The organism is Actinospineispora acaciae DSM 45401 (assembly GCF_000620785.1).
Lineage (GTDB): Bacteria > Actinomycetota > Actinomycetes > Mycobacteriales > Pseudonocardiaceae > Pseudonocardia > Pseudonocardia acaciae.
This window is the reverse complement of sequence record NZ_JIAI01000002.1, coordinates 1271424-1296939: the sequence shown is the minus strand read 5'-3', so window position 1 is coordinate 1296939 and position 25516 is coordinate 1271424. Positions and strand designations below refer to the sequence as shown.

Genomic DNA, 25516 nt, shown 5'->3' with positions numbered 1-25516 from the left:
TGTCGTGTTACTCCAAACGCAGGGATAGCATTCGTTGATGAGGGCGCGCCCGGCTCGCACACCCCCGATGAGTGATGAGTCCCTTCGGCAGCTCTCGATGGTGGAGCGCGCCGTCACCCAGCGTCTCGACGAGGCGCTCAAGGTGCACGGCGCGGAGATCGACCAGTGGCGGGTCCTGTCGCTGCTGGTCGAGCGGGGCGGCTGCCCGATGAACGTGGTCGCCGAGCACGCCATGCTGCTGCCACCGAAGCTGAGCAAGCTGGTCGACCGGATGGTGTCGGCGAACCTGGTGTCGCGCCGCTCCGACGAGGCCGACCGCAGGCGGGTGCTCGTCTTCGCCGCCCCGCGCGGGCACCAGGCGCTCGCCAGGTGGGACGAGGCAGTGGCCGAGGTCCAGCAACAGCTGCGGGAGATCCTGGGTACGGACGCCGACCTGCTCGACGACCTGCTGCGCCGGTTGTCCCGTGGCCTGCGGCGGGACGCCACGCCCGCCGGCGAGGTCACGCCCGGCTGACGACCGGCAGTCCGACCGCGCGGCGGCAGAACGCGATGATCGCGTCGATGATCTGGGCGTCCGGAGGGGTCGCGCCCGCCACCGGCGACAGCGGCCCGACCAGCGCCTCGGCGATCGCCCCGACCACCGCCGCCGCGGCCAGGTCCACGTCCTGCTCGGGGATCGCCCAAGCCCGTACCCCCTCGCGCAGCAGCTCGGCCATCCCGTCGCGGTAGCGCCGCCGGTAGGTCAGGCGCTCGGCGTCGACCAGCGCGTCCACCGGCTCGTACACCAGCGCCCAGGCCAGCCGGCGGTTGCCGAGCGCGCCCGTCGCGTAGGTGCTGATCACCGCGTCCAGCCGGTCGGGGAAGTCCGAGGACCGGCCGGCCGCCGCCACCATCGCGGCCAGCTCCCGTTCGGCCTCCGCCCGGAACACCGTGGCGAACAGCTCGGCCTTGGACGGGAAGTGCCGGTACAGCGCGCCCGCGGCCAGCCCGGCGCGCTCGGCGACCGCGCCGACGGACGCGTGGGCGTAGCCGCTGTCCTCGATCAGCTCGGCCGCCGCGCGCAGCAGCCGGTCGCGGGTGCTCACCGGCGCCCCCGCAGGACCACCCTGGCCCCGCGCGCGGGCGCCAGCGTGATGAACCGCGCGCTGATCCGCTCCGCCTCCGGGTCGGCCGGCTCCAGGTCGGCGTGGCGGAGCACGGCCCGCAGCACCCGCCGCATCTCCAACTGGGCGAAGCTCGCGCCCAGGCACCGCCGCACGCCGCCGCCGAACGGCATCCAGGTGTACGCGCCCTCCGGCCGTTCCAGGAACCGCTCCGGGCGGAACCGCAGCGGCTCCGGGTAGACGTCCGGGCGGCGGTGGATCAGGTACGCGCACGGTGCGAGCCAGGCGCCGGCCGGCAGCGCGTGCCCGCCGATCTCCATCGGCCGGCCCAGCGCGCGCAGCACGAACGGCAGCACCGGGCGCAGCCGCAGGGCCTCCTTCGCGACGGCGCCGGCGTAGTCCTCGCCGCCGGTGTCGGCCTCCGCGCGCGCCCGCTCCAGCGCGTCCGGATGCCGCAGCAGCCGCTCGAACGCCCAGGCCAGCGCCGTGGCGGTGGACTCGTGGCCGGCGATCAGCAGCGTCATCAGCTCGTCGCGCAGCTCCCGGTCGGTCATCGCGGAGCCGTCCTTGTAGCGCGCCCTGACCAGCAGCGACAGGATGTCCGTGCGGTCCTCCAGGTCGGGGGCGACGCGGCGGCGGGCGATCTCGTCGTTGATCACGTCGTCGACCGGGTCGATCAGGCGGCGGCCGGCGCGGGAGAACCCCGCCGGGCTCGACCCCGCCACGGTGGCCAGCGCGGCGTGGGCGGCCAGCCATGCCGGGCTGGTCATCCGGTTGAGCAGGGTGCGCAGCACGCCCGTCACGTGCCGCACCCGGTCGGGGTCGCGGACGCCGAACACAGCGCGGACGATGATCTCCAGGGTGATCGCCTGCATGCTCGGCCACAGTCCGAACGGCTCCCCCACCGGCCAGCGCCGCAGCTCGGCCTCGGCGACCTCGGACATCAGCTCGCCGTAGCCCGCGATGTGGTCGCCGTGCAGCGGCGGCAGCATCAGCCGGCGCTGCGCCCGGTGCTCCTGCCCGTCCAGCACCAGGATCGAGCGCGGCCCGACCAGCGGCTCCAGGAACCTGTTGGTCTCGCCGGTGCGCACGGCCGAGGGGTCGGCGGTGAGCAACTGTTTGACGTGGTCGGGATGCGCGAGGAAGACCCAGCGGCCGTGCTCGGCGTCGGCGGCCGGCCCGGCGGCCACCTTCGCGACCAGGTTCACCGTGAACATGTCGCCGTAGCGCCGGTGGCAGCGCCGCAGCACCGACGTGGAACCCCGCAGCCAGTCGATGGCCTGCAGCGGGGCCGGCAGGCGCGGGCCGGGCGGGAACCCGGCTCGCCCCGGCGCGGCCGCCGTCGGAGTCGCTGACCTCATCGTCGCCTCCCCGCGATGTGAATCTGGATTCACGCAACACCGTACGTGAATCCAGATTCACAGGTCAAGTCGTGGAGTCCGCGACCCACGGGTGAACGCCCGCCAAGACCCATCCGCGAGTCGGGCGTGTCAGCACCCTGAGTCGCGCGTTCCAGCACACCACGCGGATGTGCCGAAACGCCCGACTCGGTGTGCCCAGACGCCCGACTCGCGGGAGGGTCGATCAGCTGGCCGGGTCTCGGCCGGGGCCGGGGTGGGCGGCGACCTGGGCGGGCGGTGGCGTTTGGCCGCAGGTCGAGCAGTGGGTACGGAGTTGGACGTGGCCGCCGCAGTCGCGGTGTCGGTAGACGGCGGGCGGGCCGGCGGGGGCCGCCCACCGGTCACCCCATTCGGTCAGCGCGATGATCGCCGGCTGCAGGTCCCAGCCCTTGTCGGTGAGCAGGTACTCGCGGTGCTGGTCGGAGTACTGGCGGGTGCGCATGAGCCCGGCCTCGACGAACCCGTCCAGCCGAGCGGCCAGGATGTTGGGCGCGATGCCCAGGTTGCGCTGGAAGTCGGTGTACCTGGTGACGCCGCCGAACATGGCGTCCCGGATGATCAGCAGGCTCCACCGCTCCCCCACGGCCTCCAGGGCGCGCGCGGCCGAGCAGTTCTGGTTGCCGTAGGTCCGACCGAGCATCCGACCAGCTTACTTGCGCCACGCTAGCGGCCGCCCGGTGCGCAGCGCGCGTTTGGCCAGCGCGATCCCCCGACGGCCGGCGGGGGCGCGGCGGGACACGTCGTAGCACATCCGCAGCGGCGCCGAGGAGATCAGCTCGACGGCCGGCGGGCAGCGGTACAGCTCGCCGCCGAAGCCGGCCTTGAACCTGTCCACCCCGCGCAGCTCGTCGCGGCGGCCGCCGTCGTCCAGCAGGTCGGCGGCCTCGACGCTGATGCCGCCGAAGTCGAACCACCGCAGCCCGACCGAGCGCGCCCACCTGATCGCGTGCCATTGCACGGCGGCCGGCACGTTGTACCGCCCGACGGCGTCGTCGCGGTCCATCCCGGCGAACCGCAGCCGCAGCACGCCGGCGCACCGGGTGAACAGCGCGGCCGCCACCGGCCGGCCCTCCAGCTCGCCGACGAACAGCACGGCGGCGTCGCCGAGCTCGGTGACCAGCGTGCGCAGGTACTCCTCCGACATCGGCATGAAGCCCTGGTGCTGCCCGGAGCTCGCCACCATCCGCGCCAGCACCGGGAGGTCGTCCTGGGTGCCCGCCCGGACCGTGATGCCCCGGCTGGCCCACCGGTTGGTCCAGGTCCGCAGCCGACGGCTCAGCCCGGCGCGCAGCCGGTCCGGCGAGGCTGTCAGGTCCAGCCGCAGCGACTGGCCCGGCGCGATGCCGGCCTCGGAGCGCCGGAAACCGCGTTCCAACAGGTCGGCGCCGAGCACGTCCGCGCCGGGCGGCGGCTGCACGAACAGCATCCGCTCCTCGCGCCGGCCCAGCTCGGCCACTGCCGCGCCGAGTGCGCGCCGCACCGAGGCGGCCGGCTCGCCGTCCCCGCCGTCGCCGCTGTCTCCGCCGCCCAGGTGCGCGGCCAGCAGCGGGCCGTACGCGATGTAGCCCACCCGGCCCACGACCGGCAACCGCCGCTCCAGCACCTGCGCGCCGCCGACCAGCTCGGACTCGGCCCGCGAACCCCGGTACGCCAGCAGGTACCGAGCGGAGAACCCCGCCTCGGCACGCACGCTGGCCCAGCCGGGCAGCTGGGTGACGTCACCGCCGGGCGACTCGGCGACCAGGCGGCGCCAGCCCGCGAGGGCGTCGGGGGGAGGACTGTCCGTCAGCTCGACGGTGACATCGGTCGCGGGGCTGCACAGAGCGATAGGGCACCCCTCCAGGGAGGCCGGCGGTGTAACCACTGTCGGTAACCGAGCATCCCGTACCGTTCCTGAGAGTCACACCCGGGGGGTACTCACCACCGGCACTTGTCCGGGCCGTCGCCCGACGAGATCGCCCGGAAGGCCAGCAGGTGCCGCTGCCACCAGGCCGGCGGCTCGCCCAGCTCCGGGTCGGTGAGCGCGTCGGGCACCACGTGCGCCTGTCCCCCGCGTTCGTACTCCAGGCGCACGCCCGCGACACCGTCGTCGCGCCAGTCCGCCACCAGCAGCCGCAGCTCCAGCCACGGCACGGTGGTCGGCGGCTTCTCCCGCACCCAGTTGGGCTCGGACACCGGCCCGGTGTTCTGGTCGGTGCGCAGGTCGACCCTGGTCAGGGTGACGGTGTCGAGCTGGTACGGCGCGAGCTGCAGTCCGACGAGGCCGGGCAGCAGGTGGTTGGTGGCGCCCTGCTCGGTGTGCAGGTTGCTGAACATGTTGTAGCTGGACACCGTCTTGAGCCCGAGGTAAGGCACGGCGCCGTTGACGAACGCGAGCAGCGGGACGACCAGCAGCCAGGCCGGGCGCAGCCGGTAGCCCGGCCAGGGTCCCCGGTCGGCGAAGCAGGCCCGCAGCAGCGCGACCAGCATCGGGATGACCGCCACGTACCAGGCCAGCACGATCAGCGTGTGCGAGCGAAGGCCGAACAGGCTGTTCGCGCTCGCGCCGCCGCTCAGGCTCACCGCGACGGACAGCAGCAGGTGCACCCCGAAGGCGATCAGCGCGATCCTGCGGGCCCTGACCGCCCGGGGCGCCAGGCCGGCGAACACCCGGGTCGGGACGAACAGCAGGTACAGCGCGAACACCATGGTGGCGAAGTCCCAGAACGACGCGGGCGCCAGCACCAGGTGGAACCCGATCCCGAGCAGCAGGCCCCAGCGCCGCGTCCGGGGCACCGCCAGCAGGACCAGGATGGCCGTCTCGACCAGCACCGTGCCGATCGCCGCGACCCACACCACCGCCGGATCGACGCCGATGGCCAGCCCGTTGTCCTTGATCATGTTGCCCAGCAGGGCGCCCGCGCAGGACGTGGCCGGGTCGAAGAAGGCGGTGTTCAGCTTGTGGAAGACGGTGAACAGGTAGACCACGAGCAGGGTGAGCATCGCCGGGGTGCGGGCGGCCTGGAACCAGCGGACCAGGAACCCGCCGCGGCCGTCCGCGCGGTTCCTCCTCGCCCACGCCCTTGCGGCCGCCCCGCCGAACGCGAGCGCGACGAACAGGCTCAGCACGTGGTGGTTGGCCGCCTCGGGCAGGGCCATCGCCGCGGTCACCGCCGCGCCGGCCACGAACAGGCCGAACGCCGCGGCCGACGTCGGGTACGCCAGCAGCGGCAGGCCGAAGGCCAGCGCGGACAACACCCCGAGCGGGCGCTCGTCCGTGAAGTGCGCGGCCGCCGCGATCACCCACAGCGTGCCGAACCACCGCAGCTGTTCGCGGGTCCCCAGCTCCTCCGGGTCCGGGCCCGGCTCGGCCGTGTGCTCGGACGCCGGTAAGACGGACCTCGTCATGGGCGCCCGCCAGCCGATGTGCCCCTGTCCATGTGTCACCCTCCCCCTTGCCTGGAACGACCCCCATCCACGGTGCCTAACCGGGCACGGCCCCCCGAGGGCGCGCCCGATCGGCAACCGTTAGGAGACCGTCACCAGCAGCTTGCCCAACAGGGAGGTGAGCTGGTCGCGCTCGGCGGCGGTGAGGGCGGCGAAGGTGCTGTCCAGGAACTCGGGCACGGCCCGCTCCGCCTCGGCCAGCGCCCGCCGGCCCGCCTCGGTGACGGTGACCGCGTAGGCGCGCCGGTCCCCGGGGTCGCGCTCGCGGCGGACATAGCCGGACCGCTCCAGCTCGTCGGCGATGCCGACCATGACGCTCCGGTCGATCCGCAGTTCCTCACCGAGCACCCGCTGCGAGCAGGGTCCGACGGCCGCGAGCATCTTCAGCACCAGGTGATGGCCCACCCCGAGGCCGCTCTTCCCGGCCGCCGCCTCCGCGGCGCGCGCCACGTCCGCCGAGGCGCGACACAGGGCGATGTCCGGGCGTTCCGCCGCGAGCCGGCCGAAGTAGGCGGCACCCGTCCTGGTCGGCATGCCCGCACGCTAGCACAGGCCGTCTGTCCGCCGATCGTTTGACAAGAGACCTTCTTAGTACAGATGATTTATGGACAGACGAAAGGACGCCTCGATGTCGCTGAACCTGTCCGCCGACGACGTGCTGTCCACCACCCGCGCGGTGCGCAAGCGGCTCGACCTGACCAGGCCGGTGCCGCGCCGCCTCATCGAGGAGTGCGTCGACCTGGCCACCCAGGCCCCCACCGGGCGCAACCGCCAGCGCTGGCACTTCCTGGTCGTCACCGACGAGGCCCGCCGCCGCGCCGTCGCCGACGTCTACCGGGCGGCCGTCCAGCTCGCCCACGGCACCCCGCTGACCGAGCGCGACCTGCGCCGGATGACCGCCCACCCCGGCTCGTGGGAGCGGATCGCGGACGGGTCGCGCCACCTCTACGAGCACATCCACCGGGTGCCCGCCCTGGTCATCCCGGCCGTCGAGGGCCGCACCGACCGCGCGGACGTGACCGAGCAGGCCGGCACCTGGGGCTCGATCCTGCCCGCCGTGTGGAGCTTCATGCTCGCCGCCCGCGCTCGCGGCCTCGGCACGGCCTGGACCACCGCACAAGCCCCGCTGGAGCGCGAGCTGGCCTCGGTCCTCGGCGTCCCGCACGACAGGATCATGCTCGCCGCCCTGATCCCGCTGGCCTTCACCCTCGGCACCGACTTCCGGCCGGCCGCGCGCATCGACCGCGACCAGGTCCTGCACTGGGACGCGTGGTGAGGCCGGTCCAGGCGGCGGGGAGCAGGGCGCGGGCGGCGGCGGCCGCCCCGGCGGCGAGGCCCGGGATGCTCGATGTGAGGAACGGGCCGCCGCCGGCGAGGTCGCCCACGACGTGCAGCCGCGGGTCGGCGGGGACGACGCCGCCGGACGGGTGGTGGGTGGCGATGCGGGCGTCGACCAGGGTGGTTACCAGCGCCGCCGCGGTGTGGGGGACGGCGTGCGGTGGGGGGTTCACCGCGTTGATGACGACGTCGGCGCGGCGTTCGCCGGCGCGGGTCGTCTCGACGGCGAAGCCACCGTCGCGGTGGGTGATCCGGCGGGTTCCGGCCAGGATGTCGAGCTGGCCGGAGTCGAGCAGCTCGAGCAGCCGCACGGCGTTCACCGGGATCATGGGCGAGGCGACGCTGGTCGCGGTGCGGGACCAGGCGCGCAGCCGGTCCCGGTCCCGCTCGGGCAGCAGCGCCCAGGCGTGCGGGCCGACGGTGTGGGAGGCCTGTTGGAGCACCCGCCGGCCGATCTTGGGGGCAGTGATCGCGGCGACCTGGCGACGCAGCCGGGCGGTTGGCGCTTCGGATCGGGCCGCGCACAGGTCGGCGACCAGCGCGTCGAAGTCCTCGCCCGCATCCGCCATCTCCTCGCGCAGCAGGGCGGCCAGGTGGTCGAGGGTGATCCCGCCCCGTCGCTGCTCGATCCGGGCGATGGTCAGGTGTCGCGGCTGGTGGGCGTTCGGACGCTGCCAGACGTGCGGGAGCATGCCGGTGCGTGAGAGCAGGCTGATCCGGCCGGTGTGGCGGCGCGCGGCGAGGGAGACGGCGACGTCCACCGCGGTCAGGCCGCTGCCGATCACCGCTATGTGGCGGTCTGGGGGTACGGAGTCCAGGGTGCGCGCGAGCGGGTAGGGATCAGCGACGAACCCGGGCGCGCCCGCCAGCCCGTAGTGGTCGTGGGGCGTGCCGCCGCCGACGCACAGCGCGACCCGGTCGACGAGGTGCTCGCGGCCGTCGGCGGTCCGCAGTGCCAACCGGCCGGCGGTGGGTGCCGCCGCGAGGACGGCCGAGGGGACGACCTGCACGCGCCAGCCGCGTTCGCGCAGCGCCGCGACCGCCTTCTCGGCGGTGTGCTCCAGGTACTCGCCGTAGAAGGCGCGGGGCACCAGCGGCGTGCCCATCCCCGGGTCCAGGTGCTCGTCGCCGCGCGCGCCCAGCCACGCGGTGTAGTGGCCGTGGTCCCCGTGGCGGATGGACATGATCGCGGGCGGGGCGTTGACCAGCACCGAGTCCAGGTCCGGCGCGTACGGTCGGCCACGCCAGAGGTTCGCCGACGGCTCGAACACGGTCACCGCCCCGTCGGTTCCGGCGTTGCTCGCCAGCGCGTCCAGCAGCCCTGCGGCGGCCGCGCCGGCTCCGATGACTCCAATGACTCCGATGCTCATGCGGCAAGCCTCGGCGCCACCGGGCCGTGTCCCCATCCCGCAAGCACGGGTGACCTCGTCGGGAATGACCCCCTCACCTGAGGGGTTGGCGCGAACGGTGCCGGCCGCGCACGCTGGACCGCGGAGGGGACACGGGAGGACGTCATGGGCGGGCGGGTCGCGCGGGTGCTGGCCGGCGCCGAGCGGGCGGCAGACGCTGAGGGCGTGTTCACACAGGTGTCGGAACGGCTGCGCCGCGCGCTGCCCTTCGACGCGGCGGTGTGGGCGGCCACCGACCCGGAGACCGGGTTGGTCACCGCGCCGATGGTGGTGGAGGGCCTCGGCGGGCGGGAGCGCTGCGCCGAGTACTGGGAGAGCGAGCTGCTGGAGGAGAACGTCCTCCCGTTCCGGGACCTGGCCCGCGCGCCGGTCCCGGCCGCCGGACTCAGGGCGGCCACCGACGACCTGCCCGCCCGCTGCGCGCGGTACCGCCGGCTGCTCCGGGGCCAGGGCGTGCACGACGAGCTGCGCGGCGTGGCGCGCGCCGGAGGCCGGCCCTGGGCGGTGGTGAGCCTGTTCCGGGACCGCGGCGCGCCGTTCGGCCGCGACGAGGTCGACCTCCTCGCCGCGCTGTCGGCGCCGCTGGCCACCCGGCTGCGGCGCCTGGCCCGGCCGCTACCCGTGACCGGCGAGCCGCCGCCGGGCACCGGGCTGGTGCTCTTCGACCAGGACGGCACCGCGACGTCGATCAACGACGAGGCCCGCGAGCACCTGGCGAGCCTGCCCGACGGCCCGTCCGTGCCGTCCGCGCTCGGCGTGCGACTGCCGATCTGGGTGCTCGGCACGGCCCTGCAGGCGCGCGCGGTGGCGAGCGGTCACGACCGGGCGCCCGCCCGCACCCGCATCCGCACCGACCGGGGCCGGTGGCTGGCCTGCCACGCGTCCGCCCTCACCGGCGCGGACGGGCGACCCGGCCCGGTCGCGCTGGTGATCGAGCCCGCGACCGCGTCCGACCTGGGGGTGCTCGTCGCCGAGGCCTACGAGCTGACCCCGCGCGAGCTGCAGGTCGCGCAGGAGGTCGCGCGCGGCCTGCCCACCGGACAGATCGCCGCCCGGCTGTTCATCTCGCCGCACACCGTCCGCGACCACCTCAAGGTGATCTTCGACAAGACGGCGGTGTCCAGCCGGGGCGAGCTGGTCGCGCGCCTGTTCACCGAGCACTACTCCGTCCGGCACTAACCAGCAGAATCGTCGGATGGACATCCGGCAGCTGGTGTACTTCCTGGCCATCGTGGACCACGGGGGGTTCAACCGGGCGGCGTCGGCGCTGTACGTCTCGCAGCCCTCGCTGTCGCAGACCGTGCGGTCGCTGGAGCGCGACCTGGGCAGCGAGCTGTTCTTCCGGATCGGGCGCCGGGCGGTGCTCACCGAGGCCGGCAAGGCCCTGATCGAGCCCGCGCGGGAGGCGGTGCGCAGCCTGGACACCGCCCGCGCCCGGGTCGCGGCCGTGCACGGGCTGCGCGAGGGGGCGCTGGACATCGCCGCGATGCCGTCCCAGGCGGTGGAGCCGCTGACCACGATGATCAGCGAGTTCAGCGGCCGCCACCCCGGGGTGTCGGTGAGCATCCGGGCGGCGTTCACCCCGCGCGACGTCGTCGACATGGTGCGCACCGGCTCGGCCGAGCTGGGCCTGCTGGCCACCACGGGGCCGCTGCCGGACAGGGAGGTGCGCTCCCACCTGGTCGGCGAGCGGCGGTTCGTGGTGGTCGGCCCGCCCGACGGCCCGTTCCCGGCCGGGCGGGCGGTCGCCCGCGAGGAGCTGGCCGGGCACCGGCTGATCGTCGGCCAGCCCGGCACCGGGATGCGCGCGTACGTCGACGGCCTGCGCGAACAGGGCATCGGCATCGGCATGGTGGTCGAGACCGAGCACCGGGTGGCGATCCTGCCGCTGGTCCTGGCCGGGGTCGGGCTCGCGGTGGTCACCGAGTCGTGGCGAGCCCTCGCCGAGCGGGCCGGCGCGCTGGTGCACGACGTGGAGCCGAAGACCACCCTGCGGATCGGCCTGGTCGCCCGCCGCGCGGAGCCGTCCCCCGCCGCCCGTGCCTTCCTGGACGGCGCCACCGATAAGCCTGGCCTATAAGGCAGGCCGTATCTGCGTCTTGGACGCCCCCGGGGCGGGGTTGTTCGAATCACCGCATGACGAACCATCGGATCGCGCTGATACCCGGCGACGGGATCGGTGCCGAGGTGCTGCCGCCGGCCCGGCGGGTCCTGGACGCGGTCGGCGCCCGGCACGGCTTCGGCCTGACCTACACCGGCTACGACTGGTCCTGCGCCCGATACCTGCGCGAGGGCGCCATGATGCCGTCCGACGGGCTGGACCGGCTGCGCGACAGCGACGCCGTCCTGCTCGGCGCCGTGGGCGATCCGAGGGTGCCCGACCACGTCTCCCTGTGGGGGCTGCTGATCCCGATCCGCCGGGGCTTTCGCCAGTACGTCAACCTCCGTCCGATCCGGGTCTTCGAGGGGGTGGAGAGCCCGCTGCGCGCGGCCGTCGCCGGCGAGGTCGACCTGGTCGTGGTCCGGGAGAACGTGGAAGGCGAGTACAGCGAGATCGGCGGCCGGCTCAACCGGGGGTTCCCCGACGAGATGGCCGCGCAGGAGGCGGTGTTCACCCGGCCCGGGGTGACCCGGGTGCTGGACTACGCGTTCGACCTGGCCGCCCGCCGCCGGGGCCACCTCACCTCGGCGACCAAGTCCAACGGCATCGTGCACACCATGCCGTTCTGGGACGAGCTGGTCGCCGAGCGCAGCGGGTCGTTTCCCCAGGTCAGGTGGGCGGCGGAGCACGTCGACGCGCTGGCCGCGAAGCTCGTGCTGGACCCGGCCCGGTTCGACGTGGTGGTCGCGTCCAACCTCTTCGGCGACATCCTCAGCGACCTCGCCGCCGCCGTGGCCGGCTCGATCGGCCTCGCCCCGGCGGCCAACCTCAACCCCGAGCGCGCGTTCCCTTCGATGTTCGAGCCGGTGCACGGCTCCGCGCCGGACATCGCCGGCCTGGGCATCGCCAACCCGCTCGGCGCCATCTGGTCGGCCGCCCTGATGCTCGACCACCTCGGCCACCCCGAGGCGGCCAAGGACATCACCGACGCGATCGCCGCCGTGCTGGCCAAGACCGACGTGCGCACCCCCGACCTCGGCGGCGGCGCCACCACCGACGAGCTTACCGACAAGCTGCTCGAACACCTCTGACGTTCTCGACGAGGAGAAACGCCATGGCACGCCCCTGGTACAGACAGCTCTACTTCTGGGTGCTCACCGCGATCGCGGCCGGCATCGCGACCGGATGGCTCTGGCCGGCGGCCGGGGTCGCGCTGGAACCGGTCGGCACCACGTTCGTGGCCGCCATCAAGATGCTCATCACCCCGATCGTGTTCCTGACCATCGTGGCCGGGATCGGCGGCGTGGACAGCCTGCGCCGCGTCGGCCGGGTCGGCGTCAAGGCCCTGGTCTACTTCCAGGCCGGCACCCTGGTCGCGCTCCTCGTCGGGCTGGCCGCCGTGAACGCCTTCCGCCCCGGCGAGGGCGTCCACGCCCACCCCGGCCAGCTGCGCCTGTCCGGCAGCGCCGCCCAGTACGCCCAGTCCGGCCAGGAGCAGAGCTGGTGGCACTTCCTCACCGACATCGTGCCGACCAGCGCGGTCGGCGCCTTTGCCGAGGGCAACATCCTGCAGGTCATCTTCTTCGCGGCGCTGTTCGGCGTCGCGCTCAAGGCCGTCGGTCCGGTGGGCCGGCCGATCGTCGAGGGCGTCAACCGGCTCAGCGCGGTGGTCTTCAAGATCCTGCACTACATCATGCTCGCGGCCCCGGTCGGCGCGTTCGGCGCGATGGCCTTCACCATCGGCAAGTACGGGATCTCCACCCTGACCAGCCTCGGCCAGCTCATCGCGCTGTTCTACGGCACCTCGCTGTTCTTCGTGCTGGTCATCCTCGGCGGCGTCACCGCGCTACTCAAGGTCAACATCTTCCGGCTGCTGCGCTACCTGCGCGAGGAGTTCCTGATCGTGCTCGGCACCTCCTCCTCGGAGAGCGTGCTGCCTCGGCTGATGGCCAAGCTCGAAGGCCTCGGCATCCGCCGCGAGATCGTCGGCCTCACCGTGCCCACCGGCTACTCGTTCAACCTCGACGGCAGCTCCATCTACCTCTCGCTGGCCGCCGTCTACATCGCGCAGGCCACCGACACCCCGCTCACCGTCGCCCAACAGCTCGGCCTGCTGGCCGTCATGCTGCTGACCTCCAAGGGCTCCGGCGGCGTCACCGGCGCCGGGTTCATCGCGCTGGCCGCCACCCTGTCCACCGTGGGCACCCTGCCCGCCGCCGGCATCATGCTCATCTTCGGCATCGACAAGTTCATGTCCGAGTGCCGCGCGCTGACCAACCTGGCCGGCAACAGCGTCGCCTCGCTGGTCGTCGCCCGCTGGGAGCGCGTGCTCGACACCGCCCGGGTCAACCGCGTGCTGCGCACCCGCACCCCCGAACCGGAGGCGCCCGCCCAGCCCGCCCTGGCCAACGCGTGAGCACTCACCGCGCGTCGGCCAGCCTCGGCGCCCAGTCCTCCGGCTCCACCCCGGCGGCGTTCGCCGCGAAGCTGATCGCGTGGTACCAGCCGGTGAGCAGCAGCAGGTCCAGCAGCTGTGCCTCGGTGAACTCCCCGGCCAGGCGCCCCCAGAGATCGTCGCCGATCGTCGCGGTGTCGTGCAGCGCGTCCACCGCCTCGATCACCAGCGCGTCGTGGGCGTCCCAGCACGGGTCGGACGCCGCGCCGTGGGCGATCGAGCCTATTTGGTCAGGCGTCAGCCCGACACGCTCGCCGTAGACGGCGATGTGCACGCCCCACTCGTAGTCGCAGCCGCACCGCGCGGTGGTGCGGTCGATCACCAGCTCGCGCTCGCGCATCGTCAGCGACAGTTGCCGGCTCAGGTAGTAGCCACCCCAGGCGTTGAGGCCGGCGGCCATCGGCAGGTTGCGCACGAACGTGCGGAACAGCCGGATGGGCTCCCCGCCGCCCGGCATCAGCGCGCGGAGCCGCTCGGCGACCTCCGGGGTGTACGGCTCGGACAGCGGCTCGATGCGCGGCGTCACGGCGGCCTCCTCGGCGTTTTCAAAACAGCAACGCCGTCGGATGCTATCGTTTCTTTTTCAGCAACACCAGGAGATGCCGCACGTGGCCCGTTCCACCACGCCCGAGCCGGGTAAGCCGGTCCGCGGCTCGACAACCGGCCGGCCCCTGATGGCGGCCTTGGACCTGCTGGGGCGACGCTGGACGCTGCGGCTGCTGTGGGAGCTGCGGGACGGCCCGCTGGGCCCTCGGGCGATCCTGGCCAACTGCGAGGGCCTGTCGTCCTCGGTGCTCTACCGCCGGATCCGCGACCTCGAGCGGTCCGGCCTGGCGCAACGGCTGCCGGACGGCTCCTACCTGCTCACCGACCTCGGGCGCGAGCTCGGCGAGGCCATCTCTGCGCTTCAACGGTGGTCGGTGAAGTGGGCGCGTTCCTCCCCCGGACCGGTGAGTTCGTCACAACGACCCCCGGGTGGTGCGCAACGATCGGCTCGGACGGTCGACACCGGCGAACAGGAGCGCAACGCATGCGGAAGATCTCACTGGTAGCGCTCGCGCGTGACCACCTGGCCCGGGCGCGCGAGGCGAGCTCCGGGCGCAGCGCCCAGAGCGTCTACGGCGGGCACGAGCACACCCTGCGCCAGACCCTGGTCGCCCTCACCGCCGGCTCCAGCCTGGCCGAGCACGACAGCCCCGGCGAGGCCACCGTGCACGTCCTGCGCGGGCGGGTGCGCCTGGACGCCGGGAACGACAGCTGGGAAGCCCGCGACGGCGACCTGATCAGCATCCCCCCGCAACGGCACGCCCTGCTCGCGCTGGAGGACTCCGCGGTGCTGCTCACCACCACGACGCGCCACTAGAGACGCGGGTCGACGGGCTCGGACTCGAGCGCGAGCACGGCGAAGACCGCCTCGTGGACCCGCCAGAGCGGCTCCCCGGACGCCAGCCGGCGCAGCGCCTCCAGGCCGAGCGCGTACTCCCGCAGCGCCAGCGAACGCTTGCGGCCCAGGGCGCGCGAGCGCAGCTTGTCCAGGTGGGCCGGCCGGGCGTACTCCGGGCCGTAGATGATCCGCAGGTACTCCCGGCCCCGGCACTTCACGCCGGGCTGCACCAGCCGGCCGTCCTCGGCCCGCACCAGCGCGGCCAGCGGCTTGACCACCATCCCCTCGCCGCCGGCGTCCGTGAGGCCCAGCCACCAGTCGGTCCCCGCCGCGATCGACGACTCGTCGGTCACGTCCACGACCATCCGCCCCGTGCCGCGCAGCAGGCCACTGGCGTCCGAGGCGACCAGCCTGTCGACCATCGCGAGCTGCCGGTCGTGCGGGACGCCGGCAAGGGTGCGGCCCCGCGCGGCCAGGATCTGGAACGGGGCCAGCCGCACCCCGTCCAGCCCGTCGACCGGCCAGCAGTACCCGCCGTACGCGGCCGTGAACGCCGCCGCGTCGGACGCCCGCTCCCGCTGGCGGGCGAGCAGCTCGGTCACGTCGGGGCCCCGGGCGGCGGCCGCTTCCAGGGCGGCGATCGCGCCCGGGAACACCGCGCCGGACGCCGCCCCGACGGCCGCGTACTGGTCGCGCAGCAGCCCCATCGCCTTCACCGACCAGGGCAGCAGCTCGGCGTCCAGCAACAGCCAGTCGGTGTCCAGCTCGTCCCACAGCCCGGCCCCGGCCACCGCGTCACGCAGCCGGGCCAGCAGCCGCTCGGTCAGCTCCGGGTCGGTGAAGAACGGGCGGCCGGTGCGGGTGTGCACGGCGCCGGACGTGACGCCGTCGGTGACCCCGAAGCGCTCGGCGGCGACGCCCGCGTCCCGGCAGACCAGCGCGACCGCGCGCGAGCCCATGTGCTTCTCCTCGCACACCACCTCGCGCACGCCGGCCTCCCGGTAGCCGGCGAACGCCTCGTGCGGGTGCTCCAGGTGGCCGTCCAGCCGGGAGGTGGCGCACGGCGCCATGGTCGGCGGCAGGTACACCAGCAGCCGGGGGTCCACGGCGAACCGGCTCATCACCTCCAGCGCGGCGGCGGCGTTCTCCTCGCGGACGGCCACCCCGCCGTGCTCGGCCGTCTCCACCACCCGCCGGCCGGTGACGTCGGCGAGGTCCAGCGGGCGCGGGCCCCGGGCCGGTGGGTCCGCCAGCGGGCGGGCCGGCTCGTACCAGACCCGCTCGGCGGGCACCGCGACCAGCTCGCGCTCCGGCCAGCGCAGCGCGGTGAGCTGGCCGCCGAACACGCAGCCGGTGTCCACGCACAGCGTGTTGTTGACCCAGCTCGCGGTCGGCACCGGCGTGTGTCCGTACACCACCGCCGCCCGCCCCCGGTAGTCCTCCGCCCACGGGTAGCGCACCGGCAGCCCGAACTCGTCGGTCTCCCCGGTGGTGTCGCCGTACAGGGCGTGCGAGCGCACCCGCCCGGAGGTGCGGCCGTGGTAGCGCTCCGGAAGCCCGGCGTGGCAGACCACGAGCGCGCCGCCGTCGAGCACGTAGTGGCTGATCAGCCCGTCGATGAACGCCCGCACCCGGTCGCGGAACGGCTCGCCGTGGCGCTCCAGCTGCTCGACGGTGTCGGCCAGGCCGTGGGTGAGCTGGACCGTGCGGCCGGACAGGTGGCGGCCCAGCTTGTTCTCGTGGTTGCCCGGCACGCACAGCGCGGCGCCGGCGTCGACCATGTCCATCACCCGGCGCAGCACGGCGGGGGTGTCCGGGCCGCGGTCCACCAGGTCGCCGACGAACACGGCGGTGCGGCCCTCGGGGTGCGCGCCGTCGACGTAGCCGAGCTTGGCCAGCAGCGCCTCCAGCTCGGTGGCGCAGCCGTGCACGTCACCGACGATGTCGAACGGGCCGGCCAGGTGCCGCAGGTCGTTGTAGCGGCGCTCCCGCACGATCTCGGCGGCCGCGACCTGGTCGACGCCGCGCAGGTGGTGGACCTTGCGGAAGCCCTCGCGGGCCAGCATCCGCAGCGAGCGGCGCAGCTCGCGCTGCTGGCGGGGGATGACGTGACGGGGCAGGTCCGCCCGGTCGGGGCGGACGGCGTTGCGGTCCGCGCAGACCCGCTCCGGCACGTCGAGCACGATGGCCACCGGCAGCACGTCGTGCTCGCGGGCCAGCCGCACCAGCGGTCGCCGCGCGTCGGGCTGGACGTTCGTGGCGTCCACCACGGTCAGCCGCCCGGCCGCGAGCCGCTTGCCGGCGATGTAGTGCAGCACGTCGAAGGCGTCGCCGGTCGCGGTCTGGTCGTTCTCGTCGTCGGAGACGAGGCCCCGGCAGAAGTCCGAGGAGATGACCTCGGTGGACCGGAAGTGGGTCCGGGCGAAGGTGGACTTGCCCGAGCCGGTGCAGCCGACCAGCACGACCAGGCACAGGTCCGGCACGCCGAGCTGGGTCATGTGGCCACCTCCAGGGTGAACACGGCCATCTGGGTGGACGGCCCGACCTCGGGGTCCTCCGGCCCGACCGGCCGGTAGCCGACGCGGTAGCCGTGGCGGTGTGCGACCGCGTCCGCCCAGTCCCGGAACTGCGCGCGGGTCCACTCGAAGCGGTGGTCGGGATGCCGCGCGTGGCCGGCGGGCAGCGTCTCGTAGCGCACGTTGTACTCGACGTTCGGCGTGGTCACCAGCACCGTGCGGGGCCGGGCGGCGCCGAACACGGCGTACTCCAGGTCGGGCAGCCGGGGCGGGTCCACGTGCTCGACGACCTCGCAGAGCACCGCCGCGTCGTAGCCGGACAGCCGCGCGTCGGTGTAGGCCAGCGAGCCCTGCAGCAGCCGCACCCGCGCCGCCCGCCGCTCGCTCATCCGGTCCAGGCGCAGCCGGCGGGCGGCCGCGCCCAGCGCCCGCGCGGAGACGTCCATCCCCACGATCTCGGTGTAGCGGGCGTCCTTGAGCAGCTCGCGCAGCAGCTGGCCCTGCCCGCAGCCCAGGTCGAGCACCCGGGCCGCGCCCGCCTCGGCCAGCGCGCCCAGGATCGCCTCGCGGCGCCGCACGGCCAGCGGGACCGGCCGCTCCTCGGTGTCGGTGTCCTCGTCGACCGCGTTGTCGATCTCGTCGGCGCCGGCGTCGTCGGACTCCGCGAGCCTGGCCAGCTCCAGCCGTTCGCGCGCCCGCTCGGTCAGCGCGCGGCGCCGCATCAGGTACCTGTTGGTGATCAGCCCCCGCTCCGGGTGGGTGGCCAGCCACCCCTCCCCCATCCGCAGCAGCTTGTCCACCTCGTCCGGGGCCGCCCAGTAGTGCTTGGCGCCGTCCAGCACCGGCATCAGCACGTACAGGTGGCGCAGCGCGTCGGCCAGCCGCAGTTCCCCGGCCAGCTCCAGCCGCACGTAGCGCGACTCGCCCCACTCCGGGAACCGGCGGTCCAACGCGACCGGCTCGGCCAGCACCGTCCAGCCCAGCGGCTCGAACAGCCGCCGCACCAGCTCGGCGCCGCCGCGCGCGGGCAACGCGGGCACCTCGATGCGCAGCGGCAGCGGCTCGGCGGCGCGCTCCGGCATCTCCCGGCACTCGCCCCGCAGCGCGGTGCCGAACACCGTGCGCAGCGCCACCGCCAGCAGCGAGGACGCGGCATACGGCCGGTCGTTGACGTACCGGGCGCCGTCCGGAGCGCCCGCTCGGGCCAGCGCGACCGGGTCGACCTCCAGCAGCAGCGCGGCCCGGCAGCGCGACGCGGACGCCTCGGGGTAGAACACGTGCGCGTCCCCGTGCGCGGTCGCGAACCGCTGCGCCCGGTCGGGATGCTTGTGCAGCAGGAACCCGAGGTCGGTGGCCGGTCGCTCGTCGCTACCCGTGGTCGAGATCGTCAGGAACACGGCTGGAGTATCTCGGCGGTGGTGCGACGCCGCCACGGACTTTGCCCGCCCGCCGGGTGTCGACGTTGTCGGTCAGCGCCGTGAGCAGGCCGGGCAGCTCGGCCACGGTCCGGGCGGGCAGGCCGGTCACGGTCTCCTCGGCCAGCGCGCACCACAGGCGTTTGACCTGGTCGGCCAGTGCGCGGCCGCTGTCGGTGAGCTCGACGACGGTGGCGCGCCGGTCGGACGGGGCGGGACCGCGGCGGATGTGGCCGGAGGCCTCCAGCTTGCGGGTCATGAGCGTGACGCTGGGCGGCTCGCAGCCGAGCGCCTCGCTGAGCTGCGCCTGGATCATCGGGCCGGTCCGGGCCAGCTCGAGCAGCAGCGCCTCCTGGCCGGGGTGCAGGCCCAGCGGGGACAGCAGCGCCGCCGCCCTGGCCCGGTGGCGCAGGCTCAGCAGGCGGATGGCCTGGTTGACGGCATCGGCTTGCTCGAAGTCCACGGACGGCTCCTTGACAGGTTCGTTATGCGCATAACATTATGCGCATAACTAATCTTTCAGGACAAGGGAGCCCGCGGTGACCGAACCAGCCCTGACCCGCGGCCGCGTCGGACCCACCTGGACGGTCCTGGCGCTGGCCTGCGCCTGCCAGTTCATGGTGATCTTGGACGCGTCCATCGTGAACGTCGCCCTGCCGTCCGTCCAGCGCGACCTCGGCTTCACCGCCACCGGCCTGGCCTGGGTGGTGAACGGCTACCTGTTCACCTTCGCCGGCTTCATGCTGCTGGGCGGGCGAGCCTCTGACCTGTTCGGGCATCGGCGGGCGCTGGCCGCCGGGCTGGTGCTGTTCTCCGCCGCGAGCCTGGTCGGCGGCCTGGCGACCGCGCCGCATGTGCTGGTGGCGGCCCGCGTCGCGCAGGGCGTGGGGGCGGCGGTGCTGGCCCCGGCGACGCTGGCCGTGATCAACACCAGCTTCACCGAGGGGCGCGCGCGGGCCCGTGCGTTCGGGGCGTGGTCGGCCTCGGGCGGCGTGGGCGGGATGGCCGGGGCGCTCGCGGGCGGCGCGCTGACCACCGGCCTGTCCTGGCGGTGGGTCTTCCTGATCAACGTGCCGATCGGCGCGGTGCTGGTCGCGGTGGCCGCGACCGCGCTGGCCGGCGCCCGAACGGGCCGGCGGGAGCCGCTCGACCTGGCCGGAGCGCTCACCGGGACGGCGGGGCTGGGCGCGCTGGTCTACGGGGTCATGGGCGGCGCCGAGCACGGCTGGACGTCCTCGGAGGTGCTCGTGCCGGTCGGGGCGGGGGTGCTGCTGCTCGTCGGGTTCGCCGTGGTGCAGGCCCGGGTCGCGGCCCGGCCGATGATGCCGCTTCGGCTGTTCAGGGTCCGGAACGTGGCCGTCGGCAACGGCATGCTGCTGCTGTTCGGCGGGATCGCGATCGCGATGTGGTACTTCACGTCGCTGTTGCTGCAGAACGTGCTCGGCTACAGCGCGCTGGCGGCCGGGCTGGGGCAGACGCCGGCGGCGGTGACGTTCGTGGTGATCGCGCGCCTGGCCGCCGCGCTGCTGCCGACGACCGGGGTGCGGGCGCTGGTGCTGGCCGGCTGCGGGTGCTTCGTGGCCGGTTTCGGCTGGCTCGCCCGGGCGGACGCGGGCAGCGGCTACCTCGCGGGCGTGCTCGGGCCGACGCTGCTGGTCGCGGTCGGCATCGGGCTGGTGTTCCCCACCCTGATGGCCGCCGCGACCGCCGGCGTCCCCGCCGCCGACGCGGGGATCGCGGGCGGGCTGGCCAACACCGCCAGCCAGGTGGGCGGGTCGGTCGGGCTGGCGGTGCTGGCCACGGCCGGCGGCTTCGACGCGGTCTTCCTCATCGCGGCGGGGCTCGGCGTGTCGCTCGCCGCGCTCAGCGCGCTGCTGCGGTGAAGGTGCTGGCCGGGGTCTCGCAGAGCGTGTTGGGGTGCGGGTATGCGGCGGCCCAGGTAGGTGTGCGCCGGGTGAGCGTCTAGCCCCGGGTCTCGTCCACCAGCCAGGTCAAGTACTCCGCGCTGCCGGCGGTGATCGGGGTCGCGATGATCTCCGGCACGTCGTAGGCGTGCGCGGCCTTGATGTGCTCGACCAGGGGCGCGACCCGGTCGGCGGCGGTTTTGATCTCCACGCGCCACTCCTGCTCGGTCTGGACCGAACCCTCCCACCGGAACACGCTGGTGATCGGCCCGACCACCTGGGCACAGGCGCCGAGGTTCGCCTCGATCGCGCCGGCGGCCAGCGCGCGGGCGGCCTGCTCGCTGTCGGTTGTCGAGGTGACGATGACGTGCTCGGCGGCCATGGACGGCAATTCTAGGAGCGCCCTGAACAATGCATGCTCTGCTGCGCGGCGCCCAGCCGGCGCCTCGCGGCGTTGTCGTCGCCCCCGATACAACAGCGGTATCGGGGACTCCGAATCAGACACAGCCTTGCGATGCATCCGGCTGGATCGCCGCTCGCGACGAGCGGCATTGTTCAGGACCCTCCTAGGGACGGGCAGCCAGCGAGCGGCGCATGATCGTGCGGGCCTGCGAGCGGCGCGGGTCGTCGGTGCCCATGGTGTCGGGGTCGAGGCCGCGCGCCAGCGCCAGCCGATAGGCGAAGACCTGCAGCGGGATCACGCTCACCAGCGGCATCAGTGGTTCGTCCAGGTCCGGGAGGCGGGTGAGGGCGTCCACCTCGGCCGGCGGGGCGGCGCGGTTGGTGAGCATCCAGGTGTGCGCGCCGAGCGTGCGCATGCCGTGGGCGACGCGGTCGGCGTGGGCGGCGGTCGGGCCGGCGGGGGCCAGCAGGATGGCCAGCTCGCCGGGGCGTGTGCTGGCCCAGGCGCCGTGCGCGGCCTCCTCCACCTGCAGCGCCACGGCGTGCACTGACGCGGCTTCGGTGATCTTCAGGGCGGCCTCGTTCGCGGTGGCCAGCTCGGGGCCGCCGCCGATGACCAGGACGCGCGGCGCCGAGGCGAACCGGGCGGCGGCCCCCGAGTCGTCGGCCTCGGCGGCGGCGAGGGCGGCGGCGGCCGCCTCACCGGCCCGGTCCAGCGCCCGCTCCAGTGCCGATGCGCGGCGGCCGAGGCGCCGGGCCAGCGCCAGCGCCAGCGCGTAGCCCCGGCGCAGGGTGGTGGCGTAGCTGCGGGTCTTGGTCAGGGCCGGCTCCAGGCCACCGGGCTCGACCAGGACGTGGTCGCAGGCCTGGGCCAGCGGCGAGCCGGCGGCGTCGGTGAGCGCGAGCGTCGGTCCGGCGTCGCCGTGGGCGGCGACGGCGGCCACCACGTCCGGGGTGGTGCCGGTGTGGGAGATCGCGACCAGCGTGCCTCGCCCGGAGGGCGGCGGCGGGTAGGCGGCGTACTCGAAGGCGTTGTGGGCGCGCGCCGGCACGCCGGCGACCTGGTTGACGACGTGCGCGATGGCGATCGCGGCGAAGTACGAGGTCCCGCAGCCCACCAGGTCGACGGCGGGGCGGGTGAGCATCGCGCCGGCGGCCGCCTCGGCCTCGGCCAGCCACGCGGGCTCGGCCCGCAGGGCGTCGGGGATGGCGCGGATGCCGTCCCACATGTGGAACGGGTGCGCCGACCGAGGGCCGGCCGTCGTCGTCACGGGGCGACCACGTCGTTGAGCAGCTTGCGGCGCTGGCCGGGCAGCCATTGGACGGACAGCTTGATGCCGCGCCCGGCCAGCCGGCGCCACGCGGCCAGCTCGTCGTCGGTGGCGTGCACCTCCTTGGTCAGCTTGTGCCGGGCGCCGTCGGAGCGCACGCCGCCGATGTTCACCTCGGTGACGTCGAGGCCGGCCTCGACCAGCCGTTCCAGGTCCAGCGGGTTGGCGACCAGCACCAGCGTGCGGCCGGACGGCCAGTCGCCGCCGGTCGCGGCCGCCCGCGCCCGCTCGACGTCCCAGACCCGCACGGTGATACCCGGCGGCGCGGCCATCTCCATCAGGCTGGTGTCCAGCGGGCTGGCCGCGACCCGGTCGCTGACCAGCAGCAGCACGTCGGCGCGCACGGCGCGGGACCAGCCCAGCGTGACCTGGCCGTGTATCAGCCGATGGTCGACACGCACCATCGCGATCGGCACGGACACTCCTTTCAGGCGGGCGGCGCCCAGCGGCGGATCCCGAGGGCGCCGGCATCTGCGGCGGTGGTGGTAGTCGCGTCCAGGGTCTGGCCGTCGCGTTGGGTCAGCGCCTCCAGCAGCATCGGCAGGTTCGCGCCGCTGACCACCTCCACGCCCGGCCGCTCGTGCGCGACGCGGGCGGCGGCCGAGAACGGGGTGGCGCCGGGAAGGTCGGTCAGGACGAGGACGCCGGCGCCCCGGTCCACGTCCTCGACGGCCGCCAGCAGGTATACCCCGAACCGCTCGGGCGAGTCGTGCTCGGCCAGCGCCACCGCCCGGAACGCGGCCTGCGGCCCGATGATCACCTCGACGGCGCTGGCCAGCCCGGTGGCGAACTCCCCGTGGCCGGCGACGACAACCCCGGCCGAGGGCGGCTCAGGACGGGACACCGAGCACCCCCAGCGCGCCGAGCGCGAACCCGCCGACGGCCAGCCCGATCAGCACCAGCACGGCGTTCGCCCGCCGCCGGACCAGCCAGAACACCGCCAGCGTGATCAACAGCGGGACCAGCTTGGGCATGATGTGATCGAGCATCTCCTGCAGCTTGACCGTCGCCTTGCCCTCGGTGTACGTGATCGGCACCTTGATCACCAGCCAGGTGCCCACCAGCGCGCCGACGCCCATCAGGCCGGTGATCGAGGCGCCCTCCATCAACCGCCGCAGCGCGCCCGCGTCCATCCGCTCGAACAGCCGGCTCCCCCACCGGAAACCCCACCGCACAGTCAGCCAGCGCAGTACCAGGTGCACGGCGTTGACCGGGAGCAGGAACACGAACGGCGCCAGGTAGTTCGCCTGCATCCCCAGCGAGGCCCCGATGCCGGAGAAGATCGGGCGCAGCGTGCCGTGGATCGCCGAGTCGCCCACCCCGGCCAGCGGCCCCATCAGCGAGCCCTTGGCGCCCTGGATGGTCTGTACGTTGACCGCCTCGGCACCGTTCACGCCCTCGGGTTCCTTCGCGGCGGCGTGCCGGGTCTCCATCTCGGCCACCAGCGCGTAGATCGGCCCGGGCAGCCACGGGTGGGTGTTGAAGAAGACCAGGTGGCGCCGCAGCGCCTCGCTGAGCCGTGCCCGCTCCGGGTAGAGCCGCTTGAGCAGCGGCATCAGCCCCCAGGTGAAGCCGATCGCCTGCATGCGGTCGAAGCTGAACGCCGACTGGGTGGCGAACGAACGCCAGAACAGCCGCCGCTGGTCGCGCACCGGCACCACCTCGCCGGACCGGCCGGCATCCTCGTCGTCCGCCCGCAGCAGGGTGAGCCCGCCCTGGCGGCTGATCCACAGCGCGGCGATCATGACGCCGAGCAGCGCCACCCCGAGCACGCCGAAGCCGGTGTAGGCGGCCAGCAGGAAGCCGATGAAGAAGAACGGCATCAGCGCCGAGGTGACCAGGCTGTTCATCAGCAGCGCGAACCCGAGCGCGGGCAGCACCGCGCCGGCCACCGCGAGCCCGGTGCCGATCGGCCCCTTGGTGCTCGCGGCCAGCCCGCTCACCACGTCGTGGCCCAGGGTGAGCCCGAGGTAGGCGGGCACCGCGATGCACAGGAAGTGCACCAGGTTGCCCAGGTGCAACATCGCCGATATCCCCCGGGTGTTGCCGGCCGCCGCGAACCGCTCCGCGCCGTTCACGAACACGGTGCTCACGGCCTTGGCGAGCAGCTCCCCGAACGAGCCGAGCAGCGCCGCCGGGACCGCGATGACCAGCGCCTGCGCCGGTTGCAGGCCCGACTCGATGGCCAGCGCGGTGCCCACGATGCTGCCGATGGGCAGGTTGGGCGGCACCGAACCGCCGATGTCGGCCGCCCCGATGAAGATCAGCTCCAGGGAGGCGCCGACCACCAGGCCGGTGGTGAGGTCGCCGAGGATCAGCCCGGTCAGCGGGCCGAGCACGACCGCGCGCTCCAGGAACAGGTCGCCCATGAAGCGCCGCGTGAAGTAGGCGAACCCGGCGATGAACGCGAGCAAGAGGGACTGGCTGACGGACATGACCCCCCTTTCACCGCCTCGCCATCGAGGGCGGCGCTCAAGGAGAGCGCAACGTAACACCACCGCGCAAAATCAGGCAACCAATCTGCTCGGTTCTGCTCGTTTTGGCGGTAGATCGCGGCTCGTTATGCTCGTCGCGTGCGTCGCTCTGATCGATTGCATGCGATCATGGAACGCCTCGCGAAGGACGGCAGCGTGGCGGTGTCCGCGCTGTCGCACGGGCTGGGCGTCTCCGAGGCGTCGGTGCGGCGCGACCTGTCGTTCCTGGAGGCCCAGCGCTGGCTGTCGCGGACCCATGGCGGCGCGGTCGTGCGGTCGCTGCCGGTCGGGTTGTCGCTGCCCAGCGCGCCGGCGAGGCGTCAGGCCGAGCGGTTCGAGATCGGCCGGCTGGCCGCGGAGCGGGTGCCGGAGGGAGCGCGGGTCGGGCTGGCGGCGGGCGGGCTGTCGGTGGCGATAGCCCGGGCGCTGGCCGGGCGCGCGTCGCTCACGGTGGTGACCAACCAGCTCGACGCGGCGCACGAGCTGTCGCTGCGCGAGGGCGTGACGGTGATGGTCACCGGCGGCGTGGCGTTCTCGGGGAGTCCGGTGCTGACCGGGCCGATGGTCGAGTCCAGCCTGCGCGAGGTGCATCTCGACCTGGTGATCATCGGGGGCGACGGGATCGACCCGGAATCCGGCCTGACCGCCGAGGATCCGCTGGTCGCGCACGCCGCGCGGGTGTTCAGGGACGTCTCGCGGCGCGCGGTCGCGGTGTTCGACGCCCCGCAGGTGGGCCGCACGGCGTTCGCGCGGATCTGCCCGCTCGCCGAGGTGGCCGAGCTGCTCACCGCCGACGACGTGGATCCCGAGCTTCGGGACAAGATCGATGACGCCGGGGTTGGCGTCGTCACCGAATAG

The 25516-nt window shown here is 74.0% G+C and carries 26 protein-coding genes; 10 read left to right on the top strand and 16 right to left on the bottom strand.

Going from position 1 to position 25516, the window contains the following annotated elements; all coding sequences use genetic code 11:
• Nucleotides 1-67 precede the first annotated feature (67 nt).
• Nucleotides 68-514, top strand: coding sequence for a MarR family winged helix-turn-helix transcriptional regulator (locus N912_RS52210; RefSeq protein ID WP_169747882.1), 447 nt, complete (start codon nt 68-70; stop codon nt 512-514).
• On the opposite strand, the gene N912_RS0115895 is transcribed toward N912_RS52210, so the two are convergent.
• From N912_RS0115895 to N912_RS0115870, 6 genes are all read right to left on the bottom strand, one after another.
• Entirely contained in the window at nt 501-1085 is a 585-nt protein-coding gene (locus tag N912_RS0115895) for a TetR/AcrR family transcriptional regulator (RefSeq protein ID WP_028923213.1), read from the bottom strand. The two genes, N912_RS52210 and N912_RS0115895, sit on opposite strands and share 14 nt — an antisense overlap.
• Entirely contained in the window at nt 1082-2464 is a 1383-nt protein-coding gene (locus N912_RS0115890; protein WP_051580219.1) for a cytochrome P450, read from the bottom strand. The genes N912_RS0115895 and N912_RS0115890 overlap by 4 nt, the downstream gene beginning before the upstream one ends.
• A 223-nt stretch (nt 2465-2687) precedes the next feature.
• Nucleotides 2688-3143: a winged helix-turn-helix transcriptional regulator gene (locus N912_RS0115885; RefSeq protein ID WP_028923211.1), complete on the bottom strand. Its 456-nt coding sequence runs from the start codon at nt 3141-3143 to the stop codon at nt 2688-2690.
• Between the two features lie 9 nt (nt 3144-3152).
• Nucleotides 3153-4367, bottom strand: coding sequence for a lipid II:glycine glycyltransferase FemX (locus N912_RS60365; protein ID WP_028923210.1), 1215 nt, complete (start codon nt 4365-4367; stop codon nt 3153-3155).
• A gap of 53 nt (nt 4368-4420) precedes the next feature.
• A complete protein-coding gene (locus N912_RS0115875; protein WP_028923209.1) occupies nt 4421-5890 on the bottom strand; it encodes a diguanylate cyclase family protein in 1470 nt (489 codons plus the stop codon).
• Between the two features lie 120 nt (nt 5891-6010).
• Nucleotides 6011-6463: a MarR family winged helix-turn-helix transcriptional regulator gene (locus N912_RS0115870; RefSeq protein WP_028923208.1), complete on the bottom strand. Its 453-nt coding sequence runs from the start codon at nt 6461-6463 to the stop codon at nt 6011-6013.
• A 70-nt stretch (nt 6464-6533) separates the two neighbouring features.
• Here N912_RS0115870 and N912_RS0115865 point away from each other — a divergent pair, with 70 nt between their 5' ends.
• A complete protein-coding gene (locus tag N912_RS0115865; RefSeq protein ID WP_245645290.1) occupies nt 6534-7205 on the top strand; it encodes a nitroreductase family protein in 672 nt (223 codons plus the stop codon).
• Here N912_RS0115865 and N912_RS52195 read toward each other — a convergent pair.
• The gene (locus N912_RS52195; protein WP_064745259.1) at nt 7132-8637 is read right to left on the bottom strand and encodes an FAD/NAD(P)-binding protein; all 1506 of its coding nucleotides are present in this window, start codon (nt 8635-8637) and stop codon (nt 7132-7134) included. The two genes, N912_RS0115865 and N912_RS52195, sit on opposite strands and share 74 nt — an antisense overlap.
• A gap of 144 nt (nt 8638-8781) precedes the next feature.
• Between N912_RS52195 and N912_RS0115855 the strand changes: the two genes are divergently transcribed.
• From N912_RS0115855 to dctA, 4 genes are read left to right on the top strand one after another with little or no spacing between them, the layout of a single operon-like run.
• The gene (locus N912_RS0115855; RefSeq protein ID WP_028923206.1) at nt 8782-9855 is read left to right on the top strand and encodes a helix-turn-helix domain-containing protein; all 1074 of its coding nucleotides are present in this window, start codon (nt 8782-8784) and stop codon (nt 9853-9855) included.
• A 16-nt stretch (nt 9856-9871) separates the two neighbouring features.
• Nucleotides 9872-10756 carry a LysR family transcriptional regulator gene (locus tag N912_RS0115850; RefSeq protein ID WP_028923205.1) on the top strand — a complete coding sequence of 295 codons (885 nt, stop codon included), beginning with the start codon at nt 9872-9874 and terminating at the stop codon, nt 10754-10756.
• A 56-nt stretch (nt 10757-10812) separates the two neighbouring features.
• Nucleotides 10813-11868, top strand: coding sequence for a tartrate dehydrogenase (locus N912_RS0115845; RefSeq protein WP_028923204.1), 1056 nt, complete (start codon nt 10813-10815; stop codon nt 11866-11868).
• A 23-nt stretch (nt 11869-11891) separates the two neighbouring features.
• Nucleotides 11892-13193 (top strand): C4-dicarboxylate transporter DctA, encoded by a 1302-nt coding sequence (gene dctA / locus N912_RS52190; protein ID WP_037064464.1) that lies wholly within the window; start codon nt 11892-11894, stop codon nt 13191-13193.
• 4 nt (nt 13194-13197) lie between these two features.
• On the opposite strand, the gene N912_RS0115835 is transcribed toward dctA, so the two are convergent.
• Nucleotides 13198-13758 (bottom strand): carboxymuconolactone decarboxylase family protein, encoded by a 561-nt coding sequence (locus N912_RS0115835; RefSeq protein ID WP_028923203.1) that lies wholly within the window; start codon nt 13756-13758, stop codon nt 13198-13200.
• A gap of 82 nt (nt 13759-13840) precedes the next feature.
• On the opposite strand from N912_RS0115835, the gene N912_RS52185 reads away from it, so the two are divergent.
• Both N912_RS52185 and N912_RS0115825 read left to right on the top strand, forming a co-directional pair.
• A complete protein-coding gene (locus N912_RS52185) occupies nt 13841-14284 on the top strand; it encodes a winged helix-turn-helix transcriptional regulator (protein ID WP_245645289.1) in 444 nt (147 codons plus the stop codon).
• On the top strand, nt 14263-14595 hold the full coding sequence (locus N912_RS0115825) for a cupin domain-containing protein (protein ID WP_028923202.1): 333 nt from the start codon (nt 14263-14265) through the stop codon (nt 14593-14595). The genes N912_RS52185 and N912_RS0115825 overlap by 22 nt, the downstream gene beginning before the upstream one ends.
• Here N912_RS0115825 and N912_RS0115820 read toward each other — a convergent pair.
• Genes N912_RS0115820 through N912_RS52180 form a run of 3 tightly spaced genes read right to left on the bottom strand, consistent with a single transcriptional unit; the run spans nt 14592 to nt 19010 of the window.
• Complete coding sequence (locus N912_RS0115820; protein WP_028923201.1) at nt 14592-17114, bottom strand: polynucleotide kinase-phosphatase; 2523 nt, start codon at nt 17112-17114, stop codon at nt 14592-14594. The two genes, N912_RS0115825 and N912_RS0115820, sit on opposite strands and share 4 nt — an antisense overlap.
• Nucleotides 17111-18529: a 3' terminal RNA ribose 2'-O-methyltransferase Hen1 gene (locus N912_RS0115815; RefSeq protein WP_028923200.1), complete on the bottom strand. Its 1419-nt coding sequence runs from the start codon at nt 18527-18529 to the stop codon at nt 17111-17113. Before N912_RS0115815 ends, N912_RS0115820 begins: the two co-directional genes overlap by 4 nt.
• Entirely contained in the window at nt 18501-19010 is a 510-nt protein-coding gene (locus N912_RS52180; RefSeq protein ID WP_084210951.1) for a MarR family winged helix-turn-helix transcriptional regulator, read from the bottom strand. Before N912_RS52180 ends, N912_RS0115815 begins: the two co-directional genes overlap by 29 nt.
• A gap of 76 nt (nt 19011-19086) precedes the next feature.
• Between N912_RS52180 and N912_RS0115805 the strand changes: the two genes are divergently transcribed.
• Nucleotides 19087-20430, top strand: a complete 1344-nt coding sequence (locus N912_RS0115805) for an MFS transporter (RefSeq protein ID WP_028923199.1) — start codon at nt 19087-19089, stop codon at nt 20428-20430.
• Nucleotides 20431-20509: 79 nt separating this feature from the next.
• Here the strand turns inward: N912_RS0115805 and cutA are convergent, their stop codons facing one another.
• The 5 genes from cutA to N912_RS0115780 form a co-directional block, all read right to left on the bottom strand.
• Nucleotides 20510-20833, bottom strand: coding sequence for a divalent-cation tolerance protein CutA (cutA, locus tag N912_RS0115800; protein WP_028923198.1), 324 nt, complete (start codon nt 20831-20833; stop codon nt 20510-20512).
• Nucleotides 20834-21017: 184 nt separating this feature from the next.
• A complete protein-coding gene (locus N912_RS0115795) occupies nt 21018-22124 on the bottom strand; it encodes an SIS domain-containing protein (RefSeq protein ID WP_028923197.1) in 1107 nt (368 codons plus the stop codon).
• On the bottom strand, nt 22121-22600 hold the full coding sequence (locus tag N912_RS0115790) for a PTS sugar transporter subunit IIB (protein ID WP_156993601.1): 480 nt from the start codon (nt 22598-22600) through the stop codon (nt 22121-22123). Before N912_RS0115790 ends, N912_RS0115795 begins: the two co-directional genes overlap by 4 nt.
• 11 nt (nt 22601-22611) lie before the next feature.
• Complete coding sequence (locus N912_RS0115785) at nt 22612-23028, bottom strand: PTS sugar transporter subunit IIA (RefSeq protein ID WP_028923195.1); 417 nt, start codon at nt 23026-23028, stop codon at nt 22612-22614.
• Nucleotides 23015-24619, bottom strand: a complete 1605-nt coding sequence (locus N912_RS0115780; protein WP_028923194.1) for a PTS system mannose/fructose/sorbose family transporter subunit IID — start codon at nt 24617-24619, stop codon at nt 23015-23017. The genes N912_RS0115785 and N912_RS0115780 overlap by 14 nt, the downstream gene beginning before the upstream one ends.
• Nucleotides 24620-24757: 138 nt before the next feature.
• Here N912_RS0115780 and N912_RS0115775 point away from each other — a divergent pair, with 138 nt between their 5' ends.
• Entirely contained in the window at nt 24758-25516 is a 759-nt protein-coding gene (locus N912_RS0115775) for a DeoR/GlpR family DNA-binding transcription regulator (RefSeq protein WP_028923193.1), read from the top strand.

Coding starts and splice junctions, on each gene's coding strand:
- N912_RS52210 (WP_169747882.1), top strand. CDS start 68: ATGAGTGATGAGTCCCTTCGGCAGCTCTCGATGGTGGAGCGCGCCGTC.
- N912_RS0115890 (WP_051580219.1), bottom strand. CDS start 2,464: ATGAGGTCAGCGACTCCGACGGCGGCCGCGCCGGGGCGAGCCGGGTTC.
- N912_RS0115885 (WP_028923211.1), bottom strand. CDS start 3,143: ATGCTCGGTCGGACCTACGGCAACCAGAACTGCTCGGCCGCGCGCGCC.
- N912_RS0115875 (WP_028923209.1), bottom strand. CDS start 5,890: ATGACGAGGTCCGTCTTACCGGCGTCCGAGCACACGGCCGAGCCGGGC.
- N912_RS0115870 (WP_028923208.1), bottom strand. CDS start 6,463: ATGCCGACCAGGACGGGTGCCGCCTACTTCGGCCGGCTCGCGGCGGAA.
- N912_RS0115865 (WP_245645290.1), top strand. CDS start 6,534: ATGGACAGACGAAAGGACGCCTCGATGTCGCTGAACCTGTCCGCCGAC.
- N912_RS52195 (WP_064745259.1), bottom strand. CDS start 8,637: ATGAGCATCGGAGTCATTGGAGTCATCGGAGCCGGCGCGGCCGCCGCA.
- N912_RS0115855 (WP_028923206.1), top strand. CDS start 8,782: ATGGGCGGGCGGGTCGCGCGGGTGCTGGCCGGCGCCGAGCGGGCGGCA.
- N912_RS0115850 (WP_028923205.1), top strand. CDS start 9,872: ATGGACATCCGGCAGCTGGTGTACTTCCTGGCCATCGTGGACCACGGG.
- N912_RS0115845 (WP_028923204.1), top strand. CDS start 10,813: ATGACGAACCATCGGATCGCGCTGATACCCGGCGACGGGATCGGTGCC.
- dctA (WP_037064464.1), top strand. CDS start 11,892: ATGGCACGCCCCTGGTACAGACAGCTCTACTTCTGGGTGCTCACCGCG.
- N912_RS0115825 (WP_028923202.1), top strand. CDS start 14,263: ATGCGGAAGATCTCACTGGTAGCGCTCGCGCGTGACCACCTGGCCCGG.
- N912_RS0115820 (WP_028923201.1), bottom strand. CDS start 17,114: ATGACCCAGCTCGGCGTGCCGGACCTGTGCCTGGTCGTGCTGGTCGGC.
- cutA (WP_028923198.1), bottom strand. CDS start 20,833: ATGGCCGCCGAGCACGTCATCGTCACCTCGACAACCGACAGCGAGCAG.
- N912_RS0115780 (WP_028923194.1), bottom strand. CDS start 24,619: ATGTCCGTCAGCCAGTCCCTCTTGCTCGCGTTCATCGCCGGGTTCGCC.